General features: G+C 64.8%; 18 protein-coding genes. 3 read left to right on the top strand and 15 right to left on the bottom strand.

The annotated features are described in order from the left end of the window. Window positions 1-10: 10 nt before the first annotated feature. The 15 genes from FB598_RS11900 to FB598_RS11970 all read right to left on the bottom strand — a co-directional run bounded on the left by FB598_RS11900 (window position 11) and on the right by FB598_RS11970 (window position 15,945). Window positions 11-736, bottom strand: coding sequence for an SDR family NAD(P)-dependent oxidoreductase (locus tag FB598_RS11900; RefSeq protein WP_141914476.1), 726 nt, complete (start codon window positions 734-736; stop codon window positions 11-13). A gap of 161 nt (window positions 737-897) precedes the next feature. Continuing rightward, window positions 898-2,184 carry an MFS transporter gene (locus tag FB598_RS11905; RefSeq protein WP_141914475.1) on the bottom strand — a complete coding sequence of 429 codons (1,287 nt, stop codon included), beginning with the start codon at window positions 2,182-2,184 and terminating at the stop codon, window positions 898-900. Window positions 2,185-2,446: 262 nt separating this feature from the next. Then, window positions 2,447-3,187 (bottom strand): SDR family NAD(P)-dependent oxidoreductase, encoded by a 741-nt coding sequence (locus FB598_RS11910; protein ID WP_141914474.1) that lies wholly within the window; start codon window positions 3,185-3,187, stop codon window positions 2,447-2,449. Between the two features lie 2 nt (window positions 3,188-3,189). Then, the gene (locus tag FB598_RS11915) at window positions 3,190-3,720 is read right to left on the bottom strand and encodes a 2,4'-dihydroxyacetophenone dioxygenase family protein (protein ID WP_255464002.1); all 531 of its coding nucleotides are present in this window, start codon (window positions 3,718-3,720) and stop codon (window positions 3,190-3,192) included. Between the two features lie 438 nt (window positions 3,721-4,158). After that, complete coding sequence (locus tag FB598_RS11920) at window positions 4,159-5,058, bottom strand: LysR family transcriptional regulator (RefSeq protein ID WP_141914473.1); 900 nt, start codon at window positions 5,056-5,058, stop codon at window positions 4,159-4,161. A gap of 62 nt (window positions 5,059-5,120) precedes the next feature. Beyond that, a complete protein-coding gene (locus tag FB598_RS11925) occupies window positions 5,121-5,954 on the bottom strand; it encodes a dioxygenase (protein WP_141914472.1) in 834 nt (277 codons plus the stop codon). A gap of 152 nt (window positions 5,955-6,106) precedes the next feature. Continuing rightward, window positions 6,107-6,520, bottom strand: a complete 414-nt coding sequence (locus FB598_RS11930) for a DoxX family protein (protein WP_141914471.1) — start codon at window positions 6,518-6,520, stop codon at window positions 6,107-6,109. A gap of 197 nt (window positions 6,521-6,717) precedes the next feature. Continuing rightward, window positions 6,718-7,974, bottom strand: a complete 1,257-nt coding sequence (locus tag FB598_RS11935) for a class I SAM-dependent RNA methyltransferase (protein ID WP_141914470.1) — start codon at window positions 7,972-7,974, stop codon at window positions 6,718-6,720. An 89-nt stretch (window positions 7,975-8,063) separates the two neighbouring features. Then, window positions 8,064-8,669, bottom strand: a complete 606-nt coding sequence (locus FB598_RS11940) for a 2-hydroxychromene-2-carboxylate isomerase (RefSeq protein WP_141914469.1) — start codon at window positions 8,667-8,669, stop codon at window positions 8,064-8,066. A 74-nt stretch (window positions 8,670-8,743) separates the two neighbouring features. Further along, on the bottom strand, window positions 8,744-9,169 hold the full coding sequence (locus FB598_RS11945; protein WP_141914468.1) for a CopD family protein: 426 nt from the start codon (window positions 9,167-9,169) through the stop codon (window positions 8,744-8,746). A gap of 161 nt (window positions 9,170-9,330) precedes the next feature. After that, window positions 9,331-10,599 carry a glutamate-5-semialdehyde dehydrogenase gene (locus tag FB598_RS11950; RefSeq protein ID WP_141914467.1) on the bottom strand — a complete coding sequence of 423 codons (1,269 nt, stop codon included), beginning with the start codon at window positions 10,597-10,599 and terminating at the stop codon, window positions 9,331-9,333. Between the two features lie 186 nt (window positions 10,600-10,785). Next, on the bottom strand, window positions 10,786-11,805 hold the full coding sequence (holA, locus tag FB598_RS11955; RefSeq protein WP_141914466.1) for a DNA polymerase III subunit delta: 1,020 nt from the start codon (window positions 11,803-11,805) through the stop codon (window positions 10,786-10,788). Window positions 11,806-11,829: 24 nt separating this feature from the next. Beyond that, a complete protein-coding gene (lptE, locus tag FB598_RS11960; RefSeq protein ID WP_141914465.1) occupies window positions 11,830-12,375 on the bottom strand; it encodes an LPS assembly lipoprotein LptE in 546 nt (181 codons plus the stop codon). A gap of 16 nt (window positions 12,376-12,391) precedes the next feature. Next, entirely contained in the window at window positions 12,392-15,040 is a 2,649-nt protein-coding gene (gene leuS, locus FB598_RS11965) for a leucine--tRNA ligase (RefSeq protein ID WP_141914464.1), read from the bottom strand. A gap of 233 nt (window positions 15,041-15,273) precedes the next feature. After that, a complete protein-coding gene (locus FB598_RS11970) occupies window positions 15,274-15,945 on the bottom strand; it encodes a DUF1120 domain-containing protein (protein WP_141914463.1) in 672 nt (223 codons plus the stop codon). Between the two features lie 285 nt (window positions 15,946-16,230). Here FB598_RS11970 and FB598_RS11975 point away from each other — a divergent pair, with 285 nt between their 5' ends. From FB598_RS11975 to FB598_RS11985, 3 genes are all read left to right on the top strand, one after another. Continuing rightward, window positions 16,231-17,295 (top strand): LacI family DNA-binding transcriptional regulator, encoded by a 1,065-nt coding sequence (locus FB598_RS11975; protein ID WP_141914462.1) that lies wholly within the window; start codon window positions 16,231-16,233, stop codon window positions 17,293-17,295. A 66-nt stretch (window positions 17,296-17,361) separates the two neighbouring features. After that, entirely contained in the window at window positions 17,362-18,369 is a 1,008-nt protein-coding gene (locus tag FB598_RS11980) for an ABC transporter substrate-binding protein (RefSeq protein WP_141914461.1), read from the top strand. A gap of 20 nt (window positions 18,370-18,389) precedes the next feature. Continuing rightward, a complete protein-coding gene (locus FB598_RS11985) occupies window positions 18,390-19,229 on the top strand; it encodes an ABC transporter permease (protein ID WP_141914460.1) in 840 nt (279 codons plus the stop codon). Window positions 19,230-19,237 lie beyond the last annotated feature (8 nt).

Here is a 19,237-nt window from a genome sequence, read left to right on the forward strand (position 1 = left end):
GGTTGGCCGCTCAGGCAACCAGGTAGCCGCCGTCGACCGGCACGATGGTCCCGGTCATGAAAGAGGCGGCCGGCGTGCACAGGAAAGCCACGACATTGCCGATGTCTTGCGGCGTGCCCCAGCGGCCCAGCGGCGTGCGCGCCAGGATCGGGCCGGCGCGCGCCGGGTCGTCCTGCAGCGCTTGCGTCAGGGGCGTGGCGATCCAGCCCGGCGCCACCGCGTTGACGCGGATGCCGTCAGCCGCGTAGGCGATCGCCAGCGACTTGGTCAGTTGCGCCACGCCGCCCTTGCTGGCGCTGTAGCCCGGCACCAGGCCGCCGCCGAAAAAGCTCAGCATGGAAGCGGTGTTGACGATGCAGCCCTGGGACTGCTTGAGCAGTTCGCGCGCGGCGGCGCATACGCGCATGGTGCCGGTGAGGTTGACCGCGATCACCTGTTCGAAGACCTCGGTTTCCAGTTCGGCGCCGCGCTTGATGATGCCGGCGCAATTGACCACGATATCGAGCCGGTCGATCCTGGACAGCGCGCCGCGCACGCTGTCTTCGGAGGCCACGTTCATCTCGATGAGCGACACGCCGCTGTCCTTGAATTCGTCGGTGGCGAACGGCGGCAGGCCGGCGGCGATCACCTGGGCGCCCATCGATGCCAGCTGGCGCGCGATGGCGCCGCCGATGCCTTGGGTGCCGCCGGTGACCAGCGCGGTCTTGCCTTTGAAAAGATCGGCGGAGAAAGTCATGTGGTTTCCTTTGCTGTTTTCTATGGTGCGGGGGACTGGCTGGATGCCGCCGGCGGTATGTGCCGGCGGCATCGGGTCAGGCTCCTGCGTTGCGATGTTGCGGTTGACTCCGTTCGCCCTGCGGGCTACTCAGTCCGAACGGAGTCGGGATGCATAGACGATCAGGCGTGCGCATCAATCGGCTTGTTGACCACGAACATGTAGACCAGTGCGGCGGCAAAGGCCACGGCGGCGCTGATCAGCAGTGCGTTGACGAAGGAGTGGGTCTGGTCCACCACCACGCCGGTGATCACCGGGGCCAGCGAGCCGCCCAGGTAGCCGCCGAAGTTCTGCATGCTGCCCAGCGATGCCACCAGGCGGCGCGGAATCGCTACCGAGACCAGCGCCCATGCGCCGCCCGAGGCCATGTTCACGAATGCCATGGCCAGCGAGATGTAGACGATCGCCATGGTGGTGCTGGGGGTGTAGGCGGCGGGGATGGTGAAGGCGCCCGCGCCGATCAGGCCGGCGCAGATCGGCCACTTGCGGCTGCGGATGGCCGGCATGCCGCGCTTCATCAGGCCGTCGGCTATGTAGCCCGAAGACAGCATGCCCAGCGTGCCGAAGATGTAGGGAATCACCACCACCCAGCCGGTGCGCGCGATCGACAGGTGGCGCTCATGCTCCAGGTAGGCCGGCAGCCAGGTCAGGTACAGCCACACCATGTAGATCACGCCCATGAAGCCGAACAGCATGCCCCAGGTGGTGCGGTACTTGAACAGGCTCTTCCATTCGTTCCAGGTCAGCTTGGCGTTGGCGTTCGGGTCGTTGTCGCTGTCGTCGGCCAGGTACAGCACTTCGGACGGGGCCAGTTCGACTTCGTTGCGGTTGCGGTAGAACAGGTACCAGCCGACCGACACCGCGATGCCCAGCACGCCCATGATGATGAACATCATGCGCCAGCCGAAGGACAGCATCAGCACGGTGAGGATCGGCGGCGCCAGGGCCGGGCCGATGGTCGAGGAGGCGACGAAGATGCCGGTGGGGCCGCCGCGCTCGCGCGTGGCGAACCATTCCGACACCACCTTGGCGCCGGCCGGGAACTGCGGCGCTTCACCCAGGCCCAGGAATACGCGCGCCACCAGGAACTGCTGCAGGTTGGTGACGAAACCGCCGGCCAGCTGCGCCACCGACCAGATGAACATGCCCGCGCCCAGCATCACGCGCGCGCCGAACTTGTCGAGCATGGCGCCGATGGGCAGTTGCGAGAAGGCATAGGCCAGCGAGAAGGCCGACAGCAACAGGCCCATCTGCGAGGCCGACAGGCCCAGCTCCTGGCTCACGGAATGGTTGGCGATGGACAGGGTGCTGCGGTCAAGGTAGTTGACGATCCCGGCCAGCATCAGGAACGTCAGCGCGACGACCTGGATGCGTTTGAGCTTGGGGCTCTTTTGTTTCTGAACTTCCATGAAGTATGTCTCCAAAGTGAATGAGTAAGCCATTTGGTCGCTCCCTGCCAACATCGTCTTTGCGCGATGCTTGATGCGGAAAGCATTGGTTGGTTGGGCGGCACTGTCGTCGCCGGCGTTGTGGATGCCGCCGGCGCGTGTTTGGTCGGCCGTTGCCGGCCGGTCCGGCGCGGGATGCTGCTTGGCTGCATCTTCCCGCGACCGCCTCTTGTCCGGATCATTCTTTGCTGTGGCCCATTCCGGTCATGGGTCTCAAAATCCCTTAGTACGTCGCGCGGCCGCCGGAGAGGTCGAACACGGCGCCGGTATTGAAGGTGCACGATCCCGAGCACAGCCAGGCCACCATCTCGGCGACTTCGTCGACCGTGCCCAGGCGCGCCATCGGGCTCTTGTCGATCATGTTCTGCACGTGCGCGGGCGACATCTGTGCCAGGAGCTGGGTCTTCACCGCGGCCGGCGCCAGTGCGTTGACCAGCACGCCGGCATTGGCCAGTTCCTTGCCCAGCGACTTGGTCAGGGCCAGCACGCCGGCCTTGGAAGCGCTGTAGGCCGAGGCGTTGGGCGTGCCTTCCTTGCCCGCCAGCGAGGCGATGTTGACGATGCGCCCCCTGCCGGCGGCGCGCATGGCCGGCACCACGCTGCGGCAGGTGTGGAATACGCCCAGCAGGTTGACGTTGACGATGCGGTGCCATTCGGCCACGTCATATTCGTCCAGCGGCACGGTGGAGCCGGCATAGCCGGCGTTGTTGACCAGGAAATCGATGCGGCCGGCGTCGGCCAGCAGGCGTTGCGCGGCGGCATCGGTGGAAGCCGGGTCGGTGATGTCGACTTCCTCCTGCCGGAACGGCGAGGCCGGATCGGCCTTCAGGTCCCAGCACACCACTTGTGCGCCGGCGCGGGCCAGGCGCTGGCCGATGGCCGCGCCGATGCCGCCGTTGCCGCCGGTGACCACTGCCACGCAATCCTTGAAATCGTAGTTGGCGTTGTTGTAGGTCGTGCTCATGCTTATCTCACGAACTGGTTGACGTAATCGCCGCCCAGGCCGACCGCTTCGTAATGCTTGCGGCACATCTCGAGCTTGGTATAGACGTCTTCATAGCCCTCGAACTTGCCCCAGGGGTCGCAGTAGAACATCACGCCGGTGATGTGGAAGTAAGTGATCATTTCTTCCACGTCTTCGGGGACGAACAGGGTGTGCGTTTCACCCGGCGGTTCGAATACATAGCTGCCTTGCTCGGCGATCCAGTTGTGTTCCAGGTAGCGCCATTTGCCCTTGAGCACCATGCCGTGCACCGGCGCCGGATGGCGGTGGCGCGACAGCACGCCGGACTTGCGCACGCGCAGCAGGTTGGTCCAGTAGCCTTGCGAAACGTTCAGGCACAGCGGGCGGAACCAGACGTTCTCGGCCTGCGGCACCCAGATGCGCTCGTCTTCGGGAATGGCCGGGTTGACCACGATCTCCAGCGGGGCTTCCTTGGGATTGGGAAATTGGTAGGGCATCATCTTCGAGTCGGCTGGCATGGGGGCGCTGCTCATTGGGTTCTCCTCATTGGTGTGTTTTCCGGCACCATATGTTCACTATGTGGACATATGGTCTGCAATGTGGTCACTTTGCGCGATCGGCGAGAAGATGTCAAGCCAGGCGTCGGCGCGAATAGAGCCGTGAAAGCGAGTCATGGACATCCATGCAGATCGCTGCCTGTCCCGGGTTTGGAGAGTGATGGCGCATATGCCGGGGGAGGGCGCGTGCCGCAACGCGAGCCATATATGAAGGGCCATGCCCGTGAAGTCGCTTATCCGCGACAGAATCGCCGACCAATACAGTGGTCATACCAATTTCAGCGGGGCGCAGTGTAGTCCAGTCGCGCGGGGAAGTGCGCCGGATGAAGGATGAAAATTTTGCACTGCCGCATTCATCCCAAGCGACGGGAAGAATCCAGGCGAAGACGGACGGGAAGGTGAGGGAAGGGGCGCTCAGTCGTCCCAGTGCACTTGCTTGAAGGCTTCGGACAGGAAGTCCAGCATCGCTCGCACCTTGGGCGGCAGATGGGCGCGGCTGGGATAGACGGCATAGATGCCCAGTTCCGGCGCGCTGTATTCGGTGAGCAGCGGCACCAGCCGGCCGCTGCGCAGATGCTGGTCGATCATGAAGGTGGGTTGGCGCGTGATGCCGGCTCCGCCCAGCGCCGCCGCCACGCAGCTGTCGCCGTTGTTGACGTGCATGCGGGAGCGCACCTTGACGCTGACCGGGCCTTCGGGACCGTTGAACTGCCAGTCGTCCTTGCCGGTGTTATAGCTGTAGCTGATGGCCTGGTGCTGCGCCAGTTCGTGCGGGTGGGTCGGCGTGCCGTGCTTGTCGAGATAGTCCGGCGAAGCGCACACCAGCAGGCCGGTGCTGGCCAGCTTGCGGTGCACCAGCGTGGAGTCGGACAGACGGGCGATGCGGATGGCCATGTCGAAGCCTTCGTCGATGATGTCGACGATGCGGTCCGACAGCGTGATGTCCAGCGCCACGCCGGGATAGCGTTCCAGGAACATCGGCCACAGCGGCGCCAGGTGCAGCACGCCGAAGGTGTGCGGCGCGTTGATGCGCAGCAGTCCGCCGGGGTTGGCGGCGCCGGCCAGCAGCAGGTCGTCGGCCTCTTCCAGGGCGGCCACGATCTGCTTGCAGCGTTCCAGGTACAGCGTACCGGCTTCTGTGAGCGACAGGCGGCGCGTGGTTCGCTGCATCAGGCGCGAGCCCAGCCGCGCCTCCAGTTCAAGGACGGTGCGCGAGACCGCCGCCTTGGAGATGCCAAGCGCATCGGCGGCCTTCACGAAGCTGCCCAGCTCGGCCACGGCGATGAAGCATTCGATTTCGCGCAGTTTGTTCAAATCCCGTATCCCCGCAACGGCGCCGCGGGAGCACCGTTCCGCGGCTTGCGGAGACGGATGGCTCAGGCGGCTGCCGGTAGTTGTGCCAACAGCTTGGAGGCCGAGCCGAAGGCGAAGGCATCCATGCGCAGGCTATGATACGTCGAACCGCTGTCCAGGTGCACGAACTGCGTCCAGTCGTCGGCCGCGCCCATGGCGAAGAACAGCGTGAGCAAGTGTTCGTCGCTGGGATGGTTGCGCACCGCGTGCGGCGCGGTGGTACGGTAGCCGAACAGGCCTTGCAGGTCGCCGGCATGCATGCGCTCGAGGAACCAGCGCAGGAACTCCGTCGTGTGCGCAGCATCGTCGGTCGCGGCCGGATCGTTGCGGCGCAGTTCGCGCAGGTTATGCGTGAAGCTGCCGGAACCGACCAGCAGGATGCCTTCCCTGGCCAGCGGCGCCAGCAACTGGCCGACCCGATAATGATAGTCCGGCGGCATGTGCGACTGCAGCGACAGTTGGACCACCGGCACATCGGCTTGCGGATACAGGTAGCGCATCGGCACCCAGGCGCCATGGTCCAGGCCCCAACTGCCATCGGCGTCGGCCGGCACGCCGCCGTCGCGCAGCAGGCGCGCCACATGCCCGGCCAGCGCCGGCTGGCCGGGGGCCGGGTAATCCAGTTGGTAGAGCGCTTGCGGGAAGCCGCCGAAGTCGTGGATCACCGGCGGCTTGGGCTGGTTGCCCACGCGCGCGGTCGCGGTTTCCCAATGCGGCGAGACGATCACGATCGCCTTGGGCCGGGGCAGCGCCGCGCCGATGCTGGCGAGCAGCGGGCCGGTACGGCCGGGTTCCACGGCCAGCATGGGCGAGCCGTGCGAGACGAACAGCGAGGGCAGGGGTAGGGAATCGGACATGGCGCTCTCCGGTGGAATGGTTGGTAATGCTACTCCCCGTTCGTCCTGAGTAGCGGCTGCGCCGCGTATCGAAGGCGCGCCGTCTGCGTGTCTTCGATGCGGCCCTTGACGGGCCTGCCCAGTCCGAACGGTATTTGGGTACTTGGGATTTCTTAGTTGCGATGTTCGCGCTTGAGGGCGAAAGCGCCGTCACCCAGCAGGAAGACGGCAACCAGGCCGACGATCCACAGCGCCAGGTATTCCCAGCCGCCCTTCGGATTGGTGAAGAAGAAGCCGGCCGGGCCATGCACCAGCACGATCGCGCCCAGCAGGTCCAGCGCCAGCGGGATGGCCAGCCAGCGGCCGTAGTAGCCCAGCACCAGCGCCAGGCCGCCGACCACTTCCAGCAGCATCACCGGATAGGCCAGGAAACCGGGCACGCCCAGCGAGGCGAAGAAGCCCGCGGTGCCGGCCGGCGTGAAGACGAAAATCTTCAATCCGGCATGGACCAGGAAGAAGATGCCCATGGTGACGCGCAGCAGGAAGGCGGCGTAGTCGGCTTTGGTATTGGCGGTGACGGTAGTCATGATATTCCCCGGATAAGTGTGTGGATGAGGCAGCCGGATGATGCGCATTGCGTTGTGGAGCGGCTGCCCATGACGACACTTTAGGGAAAGATCGGGTGCAGATAAATCCGTTTGGGCGGGAAGGATTGTCTCGCCGAGGTTGACAATCGACTGGCAATCTCTTGGCTGGCAATCGCTTCCTGCCGGCGGGGCTGCGTTCAGTCTTCGCTGTTCTTGGCGTGCGGCTTGGCTTCCTCGCGGCGGTTGTAGCCGGCCACCATGTCGAAACGGAACAGGCGGCATTCCAGCGCACCGTTGAAGAACGGCGTCTTGCGCGACTCCTTCAGGCGCATCAGTTTGGGCAGGCCGAGGTCGGCCGAGAACAGGAACACGCTCCAGCCGGCGAAGCGTTGCTTGAGCGTCGTGCTGAAGGCGCTGAAGAACTGCGCGAACAATTCCTCGGTCGGCAAGGCGCGGTCGCCGCGCACGCCGATACGCTCGCCGTAGGGCGGATTGGTGAGGATGATGCCGACCAGCGGCTTGCCGTCGGCGCCGACCGGCGGCTTCACTTCCTGCGCCTCGATCTGTTTCAGGGGAATCTCGAACTGGATGCCGGCGCGCGCCAGGTTATGGCGCGTCAGTTCGACCATGTCGCCCGAGATGTCGCTGCCGAACAGCGTCGGGGTAGTCGGCAGCGGATTGGGCTTGAAGTCGCCCTTGATGGCCAGCCAGGCTTCGGCATTGAAGTTGCTGAATTTCTCGAAGGCGAAGCGGCGGCGCGCGCCCGGCGGCACGCCGGCCACCATTTGCGCGGCTTCGGCCAGGATGGTGCCGGAACCGCACATGGGGTCGAACAGCGGCACGCCCGGCTTCCAGCCGGAAGTGCGCAGCAGGCCCGCGGCCAGGTTCTCGCGCAGCGGCGCGTCGCCGGTTTCCTCGCGCCAGCCGCGCTTGAACAGCGCTTCGCCGGAGGTGTCGAGGTAGACCGTGTAATTGTGCGCGTCGACGAAGCCGGCGATGCGCATGTCGGGCGTCTTGGTGTTGACCGAAGGGCGCAGCTTCATCAGGTCGAGGAAGCGATCGCAGATGGCGTCCTTGATCTTGAGCGTGGTGAACTCCAGGCTGCGCAGCGGCGACTTCACGGCCGTCATGTCCACGCGGATGGTGTGCGAGACCTTGAACCAGTCTTCCCACGGCTGCGCCAGGGTCAGGTCGTAGATGTCGTTTTCGTTCTTGTAGGAACCGTGCGCCATGCGCAGCAGCACGCGGCTGGCGATGCGCGAATGCAGGTTCAACTGGTAGGCCGCCAGCAGCGTGCCCGAGCAGTGCACGCCACCCGGCACCTGGTTGTGCACCTTCAACGCGGCGGCCGGGCCGGCATGCTGGGCGATTTCATCGAGTTCTTCGGCCAGGGCGGTTTCCAGCCCGCGCGGGCAGGGGCAGAAGTAGGAATAGGTGGTCTGGAAGGATTGCATGGGGGTACCTTTTGTCCGTTGTATGTCATGTCCAAATGAGGACGCCGGGCCGCGAATGCGCGCCCGGCGTCATTTTACCGCTGAAGTCCTCAGGACTTGGCGAATGCGCGCTCGACGAAGTCGAGGCGATCCTGGCCCCAGTAGCCTTCGCCCTCATAGATGAACCAGGGCGCGCCGAACACGTTGGCGGCATTGGCTTCATCGGTGAAACGGTCGAATTCGGCCTGGACGCTGGCGGTTTCCGACGACTTCAGCAGCGCCGCGCCATCGTGGCCCAGCGCGTTGGCGATGGCCGCCAGCGTGTCGTTGTCGGCGATGTTCTTCTGCTCTTCCCACACGCCGCGCATGACGGCGCCGGCCAGCTTGAGCGAGGCGGCGGTGCCGTGCGCCAGCTGGGCGGCGATGATCATGCGCGCGGCGGTGTCGCTGTTGACCGGGAAGTAGGTGGGTTGCAGGATCATCGGCTTGCCGAGGAATTCGCTCCAGCGCGCCAGTTCCTTCAAGCGGTAGGCCTGGCGCTGCGGGGCGCGCTTGGCCAGCGGCAGGCCGCCGGAGACGCCGAAGATCTTCGACAGGTCGAACGGCTTGGGCAGGATCTGCACATCGTATTTTTCGGCGAGGGCGACGAAGCGCTCGTGGCCCAGGTAGGCGAACGGGGAATGCGGCGCGAAGAAGTATTCACAGGTTTTGCTCATGACCGGCTCCGGTTGGCTGATGAGAGTGGATGATCTACGGCTTGAAAACGGAAGCGCTTGGAACGGCGGCGCGCTTAAAACGGCTTGACTACGACCAGGATCACGATGGCCAGCAGCAGCAGTACCGGCACTTCGTTGAACCAGCGGAACCAGACATGGCTGCGCGTGTTTTTCCCCAGTTCGAATTTCTTGAGCAGCGAACCGCAGGCATGGTGGTAACCGATCACCAGCAGCACCAGGAAGATCTTGGCGTGCAGCCAGCCGTTGCCCGGCCCGCGCCAGAATTGCCAGGTCAGCGCCAGCAGCCAGAGGCCGGAGCCCAGCGCCGCCAGCGCCGTGATGCCGGTGAAGCGGTACAAGCGGCGCGCCATGCCCAGCAGGCGCTCGCGCGCCACCAGTTCGGTCTCCTGCGCCAGGTTGACGAAGATGCGCGGCAAATAAAACAGGCCGGCGAACCAGGAGGCGATGAAGACGATGTGCAGCGCTTTGATCCAGAGCATGGTGTTCCTTGGCTGGTCGATGGGATGGACGGCCGCCGCCTGCCCCTGCCTGTCCTCGCATGGCGGGCTGTTCCAGCGACATGATGGCGGCGGCTTGTGTCCGCCTGATTACCTGATTGCTGCGGTGTTGCCGATAATGCTGATGTTGCCGCCGGGGCGGCTTACTGGCGCACCTGGCCCTGGCCCAGCACCACGTACTTGAGCGAGGTCAGGCCTTCCAGTCCGACCGGGCCGCGCGCGTGCAGCTTGTCGTTGGAAATGCCGATCTCGGCGCCCAGGCCGTATTCGAAGCCATCGGCGAAGCGGGTCGAGGCGTTGACCATGACCGAGGCCGAATCCACTTCGCGCAGGAAGCGCATGGCGCGCGTGTAGTCCTCGGTGATGATGCTCTCGGTGTGCTGCGACGAATGGCGGTTGATGTGCTCGATCGCCTCATCCAGGCCGGCCACCACCTTGATGGACAGGATCGGCGCCAGGTATTCGGTGTCCCAGTCCTCGGGCACGGCATCCTTGAGCAGCGGATAGCCGGCCAGGATGGCAGCGGCCTCGGGATCGCAGCGCAGCTCCACTTCCTTGGCGTGGTACAGTTCGGCCAGCGGCGGCAGGACGGCGGCGGCAATGTCGCGCGCCACCAGCAGGGTTTCCATGGTGTTGCAGGTGCCGTAGCGGTGGCACTTGGCGTTGAAGGCCACGTCCAGCGCCTTTTGGGCGTCGGCGCGGTCATCGATGTAGACGTGGCAGATGCCGTCCAGGTGCTTGATCATCGGCACTTTCGATTCCTTGATCAGGCGCTCGATCAGGCCCTTGCCGCCGCGCGGCACGATGACGTCGACGTATTCCTGCATGGTGATGAGCGCGCCCACCGCGGCGCGGTCGGTGGTTTCGACCACCTGCACCGCGTCTTCCGGCAGGCCGGCGCCGGCCAGGCCTTCCTTGACCAGCCTGGCCAGCGCCTGGTTGCAGTGGATCGCTTCCGAGCCGCCGCGCAGGATGGTGGCGTTGCCGCTCTTGATGCACAGGCCGGCGGCATCCACCGTCACGTTCGGGCGGGCTTCGTAGATGATGCCGATCACGCCCAGCGGCACGCGCATCTGGCCGACCTGGATGCCGGTGGGGCGGTATTTCATGTTGCTGATCTCGCCGATCGGGTCGGGCAATTGCGCGATCTGCTCCAGGCCTTCGGCCATGGTGGCGATGGCCTTGTCGGACAGCGTCAGGCGATCCAGCATGGCCTCGGCCAGGCCATTGGCGCGCGCCGCGTCCAAGTCCTTGGCATTGGCGGCGCGCAGCGCATCGGCGTCGCGCCGGATGGCGGCGGCGATCAGGACCAGCGCCCGGTTCTTGGCGGCGGTGTCGGCACGGGCCATGGCGCGCGAAGCTGCGCGCGCACGTTGGCCGATCTGGTTCATGTAGAGCTCGATGTTTTCCATGAGTGTGTTTCTTTCCGTGCCTGTGCGCTAATTAGAACATGTTCAAAATCTTGTTGCTGTGCCTTCGATACGCCGCTAAAGCGGCTACTCAGTCCGAACGGATACGTGATGAACTTTAAACCGTTCGGCCTGAGTAGCGGCGCCGCCGCGTATCGAAGGTTCTCCTGAGTTTGTCGATGGGGAGATCTAGCGTCCGCGCGCCAGTTTCAGCCCCAGCTGCGACAACGCATCCCACGGGTCGCCGGCGAAAGCCTTGGCGCGCAACCCTTTGACCATGCGGTCGATCTGCGCGGCTTCCTGCAGCGCGGTTTGCAGCGCCGGCAGGCTGATGCGGCGCAAGGCCGGTTCCATCAGCTTCTCGCGCGGGCCCCAGATGCGGTATTCCTTGAGCAGGGCGCCGACGGCCTTGCCTTGCGCCATGCCGGACTTCAGTTTGAGCAAGGTGCGGATCTCTTCGGTCACCGCCCACAGCACCAGCGGCAGCGCTTCGCCTTCGCCCTTGAGGCCGTCCATCATGCGCGTCAGGCGCGCCACGTCGCCCGACAGCATCGCTTCATTGAGCTTGAATACGTCGTAGCGCGCCACGTTGAGCACGGCATCCTGCACCTGTTCGAACGAGAGCTGGCCGGGCGGATGCAGCAAGGCCAGCTTCTGGATTTCCTGGTGCGCCGCCAGCAGGTTGCCTTCCACGCGGTCGGCGATGAAATCCAGGCAGGGGCGGTCGGCGCTTTGCTGCTGGGCCGCCAGGCGGTTGCCGATCCAGCCGGGCAACTGGGCGCGTTCGACCAGCGGGATGTCGATGTAGACCGCGGCCTGCTGCAAGGCGCCGACCCAGGCCGCTTTTTGCGTGGCCCAGTCGAGCTTGGGCAGGCTGATGATGGTCAGGTTGTCGGGGCTCAGGTTGGCCGCATATTCCTGCAGCGCGGCGCCGCCGTCCTTGCCGGGTTTGCCGGTGGGGATGCGCAGTTCGATCAGTTTCTTGTCGCCGAACAGCGATTGCGACTGGTTGGCCGCCAGCAGTTCGCCCCACTTGAAGCTGCGCTCGACCACCAGCACGTCGCGCTCGGTATACCCGTTGGCGCGCGCGCTGCGGCGGATCTTGTCGGCCGCCTCCAGCGCCAGCAGATGCTCGTCGCTGGCGATCACATACAGCGGCGCCAGCGTCTTGCCGAGATGGGTGTCGAGGGCATCGTGCCGTAGTTGCATGGAGCGGGTTCCGTCAGGCGCGGCTCAGGAGTCGCCGCCGGCCGCGGCCTTTTCGGTCGAAAGCGCCGATTTCGAGGCCGACAGGCGGCGCAGGATCTGCTGCACCAGGTCGGACTGCATGTCGCGGTACAGCAGCGCTTCTTCAGCCTGCTTGGCCAGTTCCTGGTTGGCGTCGTAGGTAATCACGCGGCGCAAGGTGATGGCCGTGGGCGGGATGGTCACGGCGCCCTTGGCGTCGGTCACCGAGAAGGTGAAGCGCTGGAACAGCGCGTATTCACGCACCCGGCCATCGGTGTTGAGGGTCAGGACCTGTTTGTCGCGGGTATCGGAAAGCACCTTCAGGATGGCTTCGGCCTCCTTCTGGTTGTCGACCACCGTGGTGCCGCTGGCCTGGATGTTGCGCTTGAGCTCCACGCCGACCGCCGAATTGGGCGCGAAGCCCAGGTAGATGGTCTTGAACGGCAGGTCGGCCGCGCCGCGCAGGTGGAAGCCGCAGGCCGTCAGCAGCAGGGCGGCGGCCAGCATGAGCAGCCATTGCCCGATGCGTGTTTGTTGTGCTTGAGCGTGCATGGATATCCGTTCGAAATCAGACCACGATGTTGACCAGCTTGCCCGGCACCACGATGACTTTCTTCGGGGTGCCGGCGACGAACTTCTGTACGTCTTCATTGCCCAGCGCGGCGGCTTCGATGGCGGCGCGGTCGGCATCCTTGGCGACCGTCACTTCGCCGCGCAGCTTGCCGTTGACCTGCACCACCAGCTTGATTTCGCTTTGCTCCAGCGCGCCGGCATCCACCTGCGGCCATGCCGCGTCGAGGATGTCGCCGAAGGCCTTGGCGTAACCCAGTTCCTGCCACAGCGCGTGGGTGATGTGCGGCGCCACCGGGTTGAGCACGCGCAGGAAGATCGAGAAGCCTTCGGCGACCACCGCGTTGGCGGCGGCGCTGTCTTCCAGCCTGGCGCCTTCGAGCGTGTTGAGCATCTTCATGCAGGCCGAGACCACGGTGTTGTACTGGATGCGCTTGAAGTCGTTGTCGGCTTGTTGCAGCACCTTGTGCACCTCGCGGCGCAGTTCCTTCTGCTTGTCGTCCAGGGCCGCGGCATCCAGCTTGCCGGCAGCCGCGATGCGCGCGGCATTGTTGTAGCCGAAGGCCCATACGCGACGCAGGAAGCGGTTGGCGCCTTCCACGCCGGCGCCCGACCATTCCAGCGTCTGCTCCGGCGGCGAGGCGAACATGGTGAACAGGCGCGCGGTGTCGGCGCCGTACTGGTCGATCTGCGCCTGCGGATCGATGCCGTTGTTCTTGGACTTGGACATCTTCTCGGTGCCGCCGATTTCCACCGGCTGGCCGTCGGCCTTGAGGATGGCCGACACCGGGCGTCCCTTGTCGTCGAAGGTCAGTTCCACGTCGGCCGGGTTGATCCAGGTCTTCTTGCCGGCGGCGTCTTCGCGGTAGTAGGTTTCGTTCAACACCATGCCCTGCGTGAGCAGGTTGGTGAACGGCTCGTCGAACTTGACCAGGCCGAAGTCGCGCATGACCTTGGTCCAGAAGCGCGCGTACAGCAGGTGCAGCACCGCGTGCTCGATGCCGCCGATGTACTGGTCCATCGGCATCCAGTAGTCGTTGCGGCTGTCGACCATGGCCTTGTCGCTGTGCGGCGAGGTATAGCGCATGTAATACCAGGACGAATCCACGAAGGTGTCCATGGTGTCGGTTTCGCGGCGCGCCGGCTTGCCGCAGCTGGGGCAGTCGACGTGCAGGAATTGCTCGTGCTTGTTGAGCGGGTTGCCGCTGCCGTCCGGCACGCAGTCTTCCGGCAGCACCACCGGCAGGTCTTTTTCGGGCACCGGCACGTCGCCGCAGTGCGGGCAGTGGATGATGGGGATCGGGGTGCCCCAGTAGCGCTGGCGCGAGATGCCCCAGTCGCGCAGGCGGAAGGTGACTTTCTTCTCGCCCAGGCCCTTGGCGGCCAGGTCGGCGGCGACTGCCTCGACCGCGGCCTGGTAACCCAGGCCGTCGTACTTGCCGGAGGCGATCGTTTTGCCGCTTTCCTTGTCGCCGTACCATTCTTGCCAGGCGTCGGTGGAGTAGGTCTTGCCTTCCACGCTGATCACCTGCCTGATCGGCAGGCTGTATTTTTTGGCGAAGGCGAAATCGCGCTCGTCGTGCGCCGGCACGCCCATCACGGCGCCATCGCCGTAGGTGATCAGCACATAGTTGCCGACCCACATTTCGACTTTCTCGCCGGTCAGCGGATGGGTGACGAACAGGCCGGTCGGCATGCCCTTCTTTTCCATCGTCGCCATGTCGGCTTCGATGACGCTGCCCTTCTTGCATTCGGCGATGAAGGCCTGCAGTTCCGGCTTGTTCTTGGCGGCGAAGGTGGCCAATGCGTGTTCCGGCGCCACGGCGCAGAAGGTCACGCCCATGATGGTGTCGGCGCGGGTAGTGAACACGTACAGCTTGCCGTCGTTGATCGGCGCGCCGTCGTCATCCTTGATGTCGTGCGGGAAGGCGAAGCGCACGCCGGTCGACTTGCCGATCCAGTTGGCTTGCATCAGGCGCACGCGTTCCGGCCAGCCGGGCAGCTTGGTTTCGACGTGTTCCAGCAGTTCGTCGGCGTAGTCGGTGATCTTGGCGTAGTACATCGGGATCTCGCGCTTTTCGATCAGCGCGCCCGAGCGCCAGCCGCGGCCGTCGATCACCTGCTCGTTGGCCAGCACGGTCTGGTCGATCGGGTCCCAGTTCACGGTGCCGGTCTTCTTGTAGATGATGCCCTTCTCCAGCATCTTCAGGAACATCCACTGGTTCCACTTGTAGTACTCGGGCGAGCAGGCGGTCATCTCGCGCGACCAGTCGATGGCCAGGCCCATCGAGGCCATCTGCTTCTTCATGTACTCGATGTTGGAATAGGTCCACTGCGCCGGCGGCACGCCGTTGGCCATCGCGGCGTTTTCGGCCGGCATGCCGAAGGCGTCCCAGCCCATGGGCATGAGCACGTTGTAACCGTTCATGCGCAGGTAGCGGTACATCACGTCATTGATGGTGTAGTTGCGCACGTGCCCCATGTGCAGCTTGCCGGACGGGTAGGGCAGCATCGAGCAGGCGTAGAACTTCTTCTTGTCGCGGCCTTGGGCGTCCTTGGCGTGTTCGACGGTCTTGTAGGCGTCGATGGCGTTCCAATGCTGCTGCGCGGACTGCTCGACTTCGGCGGGGCTGTATTTATCTTGCATGACGGGATGAAACGAATGGAAACGGTTGGAATTCGAAACCCTGCATTATACCGGCTCGTTCCAGGGGGAGGCAGTCTGGCGCGATGGCCGCACGCGGATGTAAAGACCGGCAGGTATTTCCTTTCCGGAAACAAAAAAGCCCGCTTCGCAGGCGAAGCGGGCAAAGTGGCCCCCAGGAGGGGCCAGGGAAGACTATCGCAGGATGGCGCAGGAAAACTGCTGGTGTCGCAGGCTTACAGGTACTTCACTTCGATCGTGGCCGAACCGTCCAGGTTGATGTCCTGGGTCAGGTCCAGGTTTTCAGGCTTGTTCAGGATGGCGACCACGGACAAGGTGCCGCTGACGACCCGGTAGGAACCCGGGGTGGTGCTGCCGGCCGGCGCCCAGGACAGCATGCGGCCCGTGGTCATGCCGCCGGCGCTGACTGTGCTCCAGCTCGGGGTGGCCGACACCGCCGAACCGATGGTGTTCACGGCAACGCCGTCGCCGGTGAAGGAACCTTGCTTCATCGAGAAGTGGAAGGCGCCGATGTTCTTGCCGGCGGCAGCGCCCAGGCCGAACATGCTGCTTTCGGTGGCATTGCGCGAGACCATCGCGGCCAGGCCGGTCACCTTGCTGGCGGCCTTGTTGTCGACCGCCGTCACGGCCATCTTGACCGGGGCTTCGCAAGTGATCGTGAACGGCACTTCCTTGGTGTCGAGAACCTTGTTGGCGCCCGGGGTCAGGGAACCGGCGGGGATGTTGCCATAGTCGATCACGGCCGAGCCGGTGCCGATGGTCGGGGTGCAGGCGACCGGCTTGATCACGCCGGTGACCTTCAGTTCTGCGCTGGGGCCGGCAAAGACGGCGGCCGAGGCCAAGGCGGCGATAGCGGTGAAAGCGGAGCGGGCGATAACGTTGTGCATGATGTTTCCTCGGTTGGGGATGGCGTTGGATTCATATGCATCGCGCTGTTTGCAGACTTCGTTTGCTTGATGCAGTGATGTCAGTTTGCCGATTCGTTCCTCGTGTTTATATGAGAAAAATCTCAAAAAACAGGTTGCATTAATATCAACATATTTCGTTTTTCTCTCCGTGGATATTGCGACATTGGCAATATGCTTCGACCTTCCTCCCGGGGCGGCATGGTCATGAGCCCGTCATAATCGGCTGGCACGATGTAATCGTTTTCATGCCATTGAGCGATTCCCGTGCGACCTTCCATCAAGCAAGTAGCCAATCTGGCCGGCGTTTCCATCGCCACCGTTTCGCGCCTGTTGAACAAGCCCGGTTCGGTGAGCGCCGAGACTGCCGAGAAGATCCAGCGCAGCATCGAGCAGCTGGGTTTTCGCCCCAACTTCAACGGACGCAACCTGCGCGCCGGCAATTCGCGCACCGTGGGCGTGGTGGTGCCGACGCTGTCGAACACGGTGTTCGCCCAATGCCTGCAAGGCATCGAGCTGGCCGCGCGCGAACTCGATTACTCGGTGATGTTCACCACCACCGAATACCAGCCCCATGACGAGTCGGCCGCGGTCGAGCTGCTGCTGAGCCATCGCGTCGACGGCGTCATCCTGACGGTGGCCGACGCCGGCGCCAATGCCACGCTCGACTTGCTGGAGCGCGAACAGATCCCCTTTGTGCTGACCTACAACCAACTGGCGCAACCGGCGCCGGGCGAGCTGCCGGGCGCGCGGGTATCGGTGTCGGTCGACAACCGGGTCGCCGCCTGCGACGCCGTGACGCACCTGATCCGGCTGGGGCACCGCCGCATCCGGATGCTGTCGGGCCGCTTCAATGCCTCGGACCGGGCGATCCAGCGCTATTACGGCTACCTGGATGCAATGCGCATGGCCGGGCTGGAGCCCATGTCGGCCATCGAAGTGGAGCGCCATACGCTGACCGCGGCGACCGACTACCAGCAGATGATGGCCGACCCGGCCCGGCGTCCCACGGCCTTGTTCTGCTCCAACGACCTGCTGGCCATGAGCGCCATGCGCGACCTGCGCGCGCTCGGCTTGCGCGTGCCGCAGGACATTTCGGTGATGGGCTTCGACGGCATTCCCGTGGGCGCCCTGATGGAGCCGGTGCTGGCCAGCGTGGTACAGCCGTCGGAGCAGATCGGCGACGTCGCCTTGCGCACGCTGGTGGCGTTGCTTGAGCGCGGCCCTGGCGCCGCCGGGGCCGCCAATGCAGCGCCTGCCGGCGGCATGCGGCATGTGTTGCTGCATGCGGTCAGGGCGGGCGGATCGGCCGCGCCGCCGAGCCAGTCCTGAGCTGTTGCCGTTTGTTTTTCGTAGCGTTTTTGCTTTTGTCGTTCAACCTATTGGAAAGGACCTGACATGTTCCTGAAACGTGTTGTTCAAACCGTCGCCGGCGCCCTGCTGCTGTCGGCTTCCGTCGCGGCCTCCGCCCAGACCGCGATCTGCTACAACTGTCCGCCGGAATGGGCCGACTGGGCCGCCCAGATCAAGGCCATCAAGGACAAGACCGGCATCACCGTGCCGCCGGACAACAAGAACAGCGGCCAGGCCCTGGCGCAACTGATGGCCGAGAAGGCCAGCCCGGTGGCCGACTTCACCTACCTCGGCGTTTCCTTCGGCATCGAAGCCAAGGCCAAGGATCTGGTGGCGCCCTACAAGCCGGCCAACTGGAATGACATTCCCAACGGCCTGAAGGACCCGGACGGCTACTGGTTCACCATCCACTCCGGCACCATGGGCATCATGGTCAACGTCGACGCCCTCAAGGGCAAGCCGGTGCCCAAGTCCTGGGCCGACCTGCAAAAGCCGGAATACAAGGGCCTGATCGGCTACCTCGATCCGGCCTCGGCCTTCGTCGGTTATGTCGGCGCGGTGGCGATCAACCAGGCGCTGGGCGGTTCGCTGGACGACTTCTCGCCGGCCATCGCCTATTTCAAGAAGCTGCAGCAGAACCAGCCCATCGTTCCCAAGCAGACTTCGTACGCGCGCCTGATCTCGGGCGAGATCCCGATCCTGCTGGGCTATGACTTCGACGCCTACCGCGCCAAGTACAAGGACCGCGCCAACGTGGCCTTCGTGATCCCGTCCGAAGGCACGGTGAGCGTGCCCTACGTGGTGTCGCTGGTGAAGAACGCGCCGCACCAGGCCGAAGCGAAGAAGGTGCTGGACTTCCTGCTGTCCGACCAGGGCCAGGCGATCTGGGCCAATGCCTACCTGCGTCCGGTGCGCGCCTCGGCCATGTCCAAGGAAGCCGAATCGCGCTTCCTGCCGGCGGAGCAATACGCCCGCGCCAAGTCGGTGGACTACGGCAAGATGGCTGAAGCGCAGCGCAAGTTCGGCGAGCGCTACATGGCGGAAGTGCGCTGATGCAAGCGGCAGGACAGGCAATGGCAGTGCCCGGCCGGACACGGCGCAACGGCAACGGCGTCTGGCTCTGGTTCGCGGCGCCGGGGATGGCCTTGTTCTGCGCCTTCTGGCTGCTGCCCATGGTGCGCCTGCTCGGCGTGGGCGCTTCCGGGCCGGATGGCGCGATGGCCTATCTCGCGGTGCTGACCAACCGCCATTACTTCGCCAGCCTGGTGTCGACGCTGGCGTTGTCGGCGGCGGTCACGGCCGCCACGTTGGCCATCTCGGTGTTGGTCGGCCTGTTCCTGCAGCGCAACCGTTTTCCCGGGCAATCCCTGCTGCTGGCCATGCTGACTTTCCCGCTGGCGTTTCCCGGCGTGGTGGTCGGCTTCATGGTGATCATGCTGGCCGGCCGCCAGGGCCTGATCGGCGCCTTCACCAACTGGCTGTTCGGCCAGTCGCTGGTGTTCGCGTATTCGCTGTCGGGGCTGTTCCTCGGTTACCTGTATTTCTCGATCCCGCGCGTGATCCTGACCGTGGTGGCCGGCGCCGAGAAGCTCGATCCCTCGCTGGAAGAGGCGGCCCGATCCCTGGGCGCCAAGCCCTGGCAAGTGCTGCTGCACGTGGTGCTGCCGGCGCTGTCGCCGGCCCTGATCTCGTCGGGCGCGATCTGTTTCGCCACCAGCGTCGGCGCCTTCGGCACCGCGTTTACGCTGGCGGCCAACATCGATGTGCTGCCGATGACCATCTATAACGAATTCACCGGCTATGCCAATTTCGCCGCCGCCGCGTCGCTGTCCATCGTGCTGGGGGCGATCACCTGGCTGGCGCTGGCATTGGCGCGCTCGCTGACCGGCAACGGCGTGGCCGCGGCGGCATGAGGCAATGA

Source organism: Herbaspirillum sp. SJZ106, from assembly GCF_006715495.1.
Taxonomy (GTDB): domain Bacteria; phylum Pseudomonadota; class Gammaproteobacteria; order Burkholderiales; family Burkholderiaceae_D; genus Herbaspirillum.

What these genes read in the sequence shown, in the direction of transcription:
- FB598_RS11925 (WP_141914472.1), bottom strand. Translation starts at nt 5,954, where the DNA reads ATGTCCGATTCCCTACCCCTGCCCTCGCTGTTCGTCTCGCACGGCTCG.
- FB598_RS11915 (WP_255464002.1), bottom strand. Translation starts at nt 3,720, where the DNA reads ATGAGCAGCGCCCCCATGCCAGCCGACTCGAAGATGATGCCCTACCAA.
- holA (WP_141914466.1), bottom strand. Translation starts at nt 11,805, where the DNA reads ATGCAACTACGGCACGATGCCCTCGACACCCATCTCGGCAAGACGCTG.
- FB598_RS11900 (WP_141914476.1), bottom strand. Translation starts at nt 736, where the DNA reads ATGACTTTCTCCGCCGATCTTTTCAAAGGCAAGACCGCGCTGGTCACC.
- FB598_RS11930 (WP_141914471.1), bottom strand. Translation starts at nt 6,520, where the DNA reads ATGACTACCGTCACCGCCAATACCAAAGCCGACTACGCCGCCTTCCTG.
- FB598_RS11950 (WP_141914467.1), bottom strand. Translation starts at nt 10,599, where the DNA reads ATGGAAAACATCGAGCTCTACATGAACCAGATCGGCCAACGTGCGCGC.
- FB598_RS11910 (WP_141914474.1), bottom strand. Translation starts at nt 3,187, where the DNA reads ATGAGCACGACCTACAACAACGCCAACTACGATTTCAAGGATTGCGTG.
- FB598_RS11985 (WP_141914460.1), top strand. Translation starts at nt 18,390, where the DNA reads ATGGCAGTGCCCGGCCGGACACGGCGCAACGGCAACGGCGTCTGGCTC.
- FB598_RS11905 (WP_141914475.1), bottom strand. Translation starts at nt 2,184, where the DNA reads ATGGAAGTTCAGAAACAAAAGAGCCCCAAGCTCAAACGCATCCAGGTC.
- leuS (WP_141914464.1), bottom strand. Translation starts at nt 15,040, where the DNA reads ATGCAAGATAAATACAGCCCCGCCGAAGTCGAGCAGTCCGCGCAGCAG.
- FB598_RS11980 (WP_141914461.1), top strand. Translation starts at nt 17,362, where the DNA reads ATGTTCCTGAAACGTGTTGTTCAAACCGTCGCCGGCGCCCTGCTGCTG.
- FB598_RS11970 (WP_141914463.1), bottom strand. Translation starts at nt 15,945, where the DNA reads ATGCACAACGTTATCGCCCGCTCCGCTTTCACCGCTATCGCCGCCTTG.
- FB598_RS11935 (WP_141914470.1), bottom strand. Translation starts at nt 7,974, where the DNA reads ATGCAATCCTTCCAGACCACCTATTCCTACTTCTGCCCCTGCCCGCGC.
- FB598_RS11945 (WP_141914468.1), bottom strand. Translation starts at nt 9,169, where the DNA reads ATGCTCTGGATCAAAGCGCTGCACATCGTCTTCATCGCCTCCTGGTTC.
- FB598_RS11940 (WP_141914469.1), bottom strand. Translation starts at nt 8,669, where the DNA reads ATGAGCAAAACCTGTGAATACTTCTTCGCGCCGCATTCCCCGTTCGCC.
- lptE (WP_141914465.1), bottom strand. Translation starts at nt 12,375, where the DNA reads ATGCACGCTCAAGCACAACAAACACGCATCGGGCAATGGCTGCTCATG.